Source organism: Curtobacterium sp. PhB136 (assembly GCF_004346855.1).
GTDB lineage: Bacteria > Actinomycetota > Actinomycetes > Actinomycetales > Microbacteriaceae > Curtobacterium.
Genome location: NZ_SMGH01000002.1, coordinates 3,276 through 4,605 on the forward strand (window position 1 = coordinate 3,276; position 1,330 = coordinate 4,605).

Consider the following 1,330-nt stretch of genomic DNA (forward strand, 5'->3'; position numbering starts at 1 on the left):
CTGCCCGTCGGACACGTTCGGTCCGAATCGGGCGCCTGGACATCGCAAGCGATGCCAGATGCTCCTTAGAAAGGAGGTGATCCAGCCGCACCTTCCGGTACGGCTACCTTGTTACGACTTAGTCCTAATCACCGATCCCACCTTCGACGGCTCCTTCCACAAGGGTTAGGCCACCGGCTTCGGGTGTTACCGACTTTCATGACTTGACGGGCGGTGTGTACAAGGCCCGGGAACGTATTCACCGCAGCGTTGCTGATCTGCGATTACTAGCGACTCCGACTTCATGAGGTCGAGTTGCAGACCTCAATCCGAACTGAGACCGGCTTTTTGGGATTCGCTCCACCTTACGGTATCGCAGCCCTTTGTACCGGCCATTGTAGCATGCGTGAAGCCCAAGACATAAGGGGCATGATGATTTGACGTCATCCCCACCTTCCTCCGAGTTGACCCCGGCAGTCTCCTATGAGTCCCCGGCATAACCCGCTGGCAACATAGAACGAGGGTTGCGCTCGTTGCGGGACTTAACCCAACATCTCACGACACGAGCTGACGACAACCATGCACCACCTGTACACCGACCACAAGGGGGCGACCATCTCTGGCCGTTTCCGGTGTATGTCAAGCCTTGGTAAGGTTCTTCGCGTTGCATCGAATTAATCCGCATGCTCCGCCGCTTGTGCGGGCCCCCGTCAATTCCTTTGAGTTTTAGCCTTGCGGCCGTACTCCCCAGGCGGGGCGCTTAATGCGTTAGCTACGACACAGAAACCGTGGAAAGGTCCCTACATCTAGCGCCCAACGTTTACGGCATGGACTACCAGGGTATCTAATCCTGTTCGCTCCCCATGCTTTCGCTCCTCAGCGTCAGTTACGGCCCAGAGATCTGCCTTCGCCATCGGTGTTCCTCCTGATATCTGCGCATTCCACCGCTACACCAGGAATTCCAATCTCCCCTACCGCACTCTAGTCTGCCCGTACCCACTGCAAGCCCGAGGTTGAGCCTCGGGATTTCACAGCAGACGCGACAAACCGCCTACGAGCTCTTTACGCCCAATAATTCCGGACAACGCTTGCACCCTACGTATTACCGCGGCTGCTGGCACGTAGTTAGCCGGTGCTTTTTCTGCAGGTACCGTCACTTTCGCTTCTTCCCTACTAAAAGAGGTTTACAACCCGAAGGCCGTCATCCCTCACGCGGCGTTGCTGCATCAGGCTTTCGCCCATTGTGCAATATTCCCCACTGCTGCCTCCCGTAGGAGTCTGGGCCGTGTCTCAGTCCCAGTGTGGCCGGTCACCCTCTCAGGCCGGCTACCCGTCGTCGCCTTGGTGAGCC

General features: G+C 57.4%; 1 rRNA gene. It reads right to left on the minus strand.

The features are described 5' to 3' along the window. Positions 1–69: 69 nt before the first annotated feature. Positions 70–1,330: ribosomal RNA gene (locus EDF27_RS00050) — 16S ribosomal RNA — on the minus strand; the annotation flags it as partial.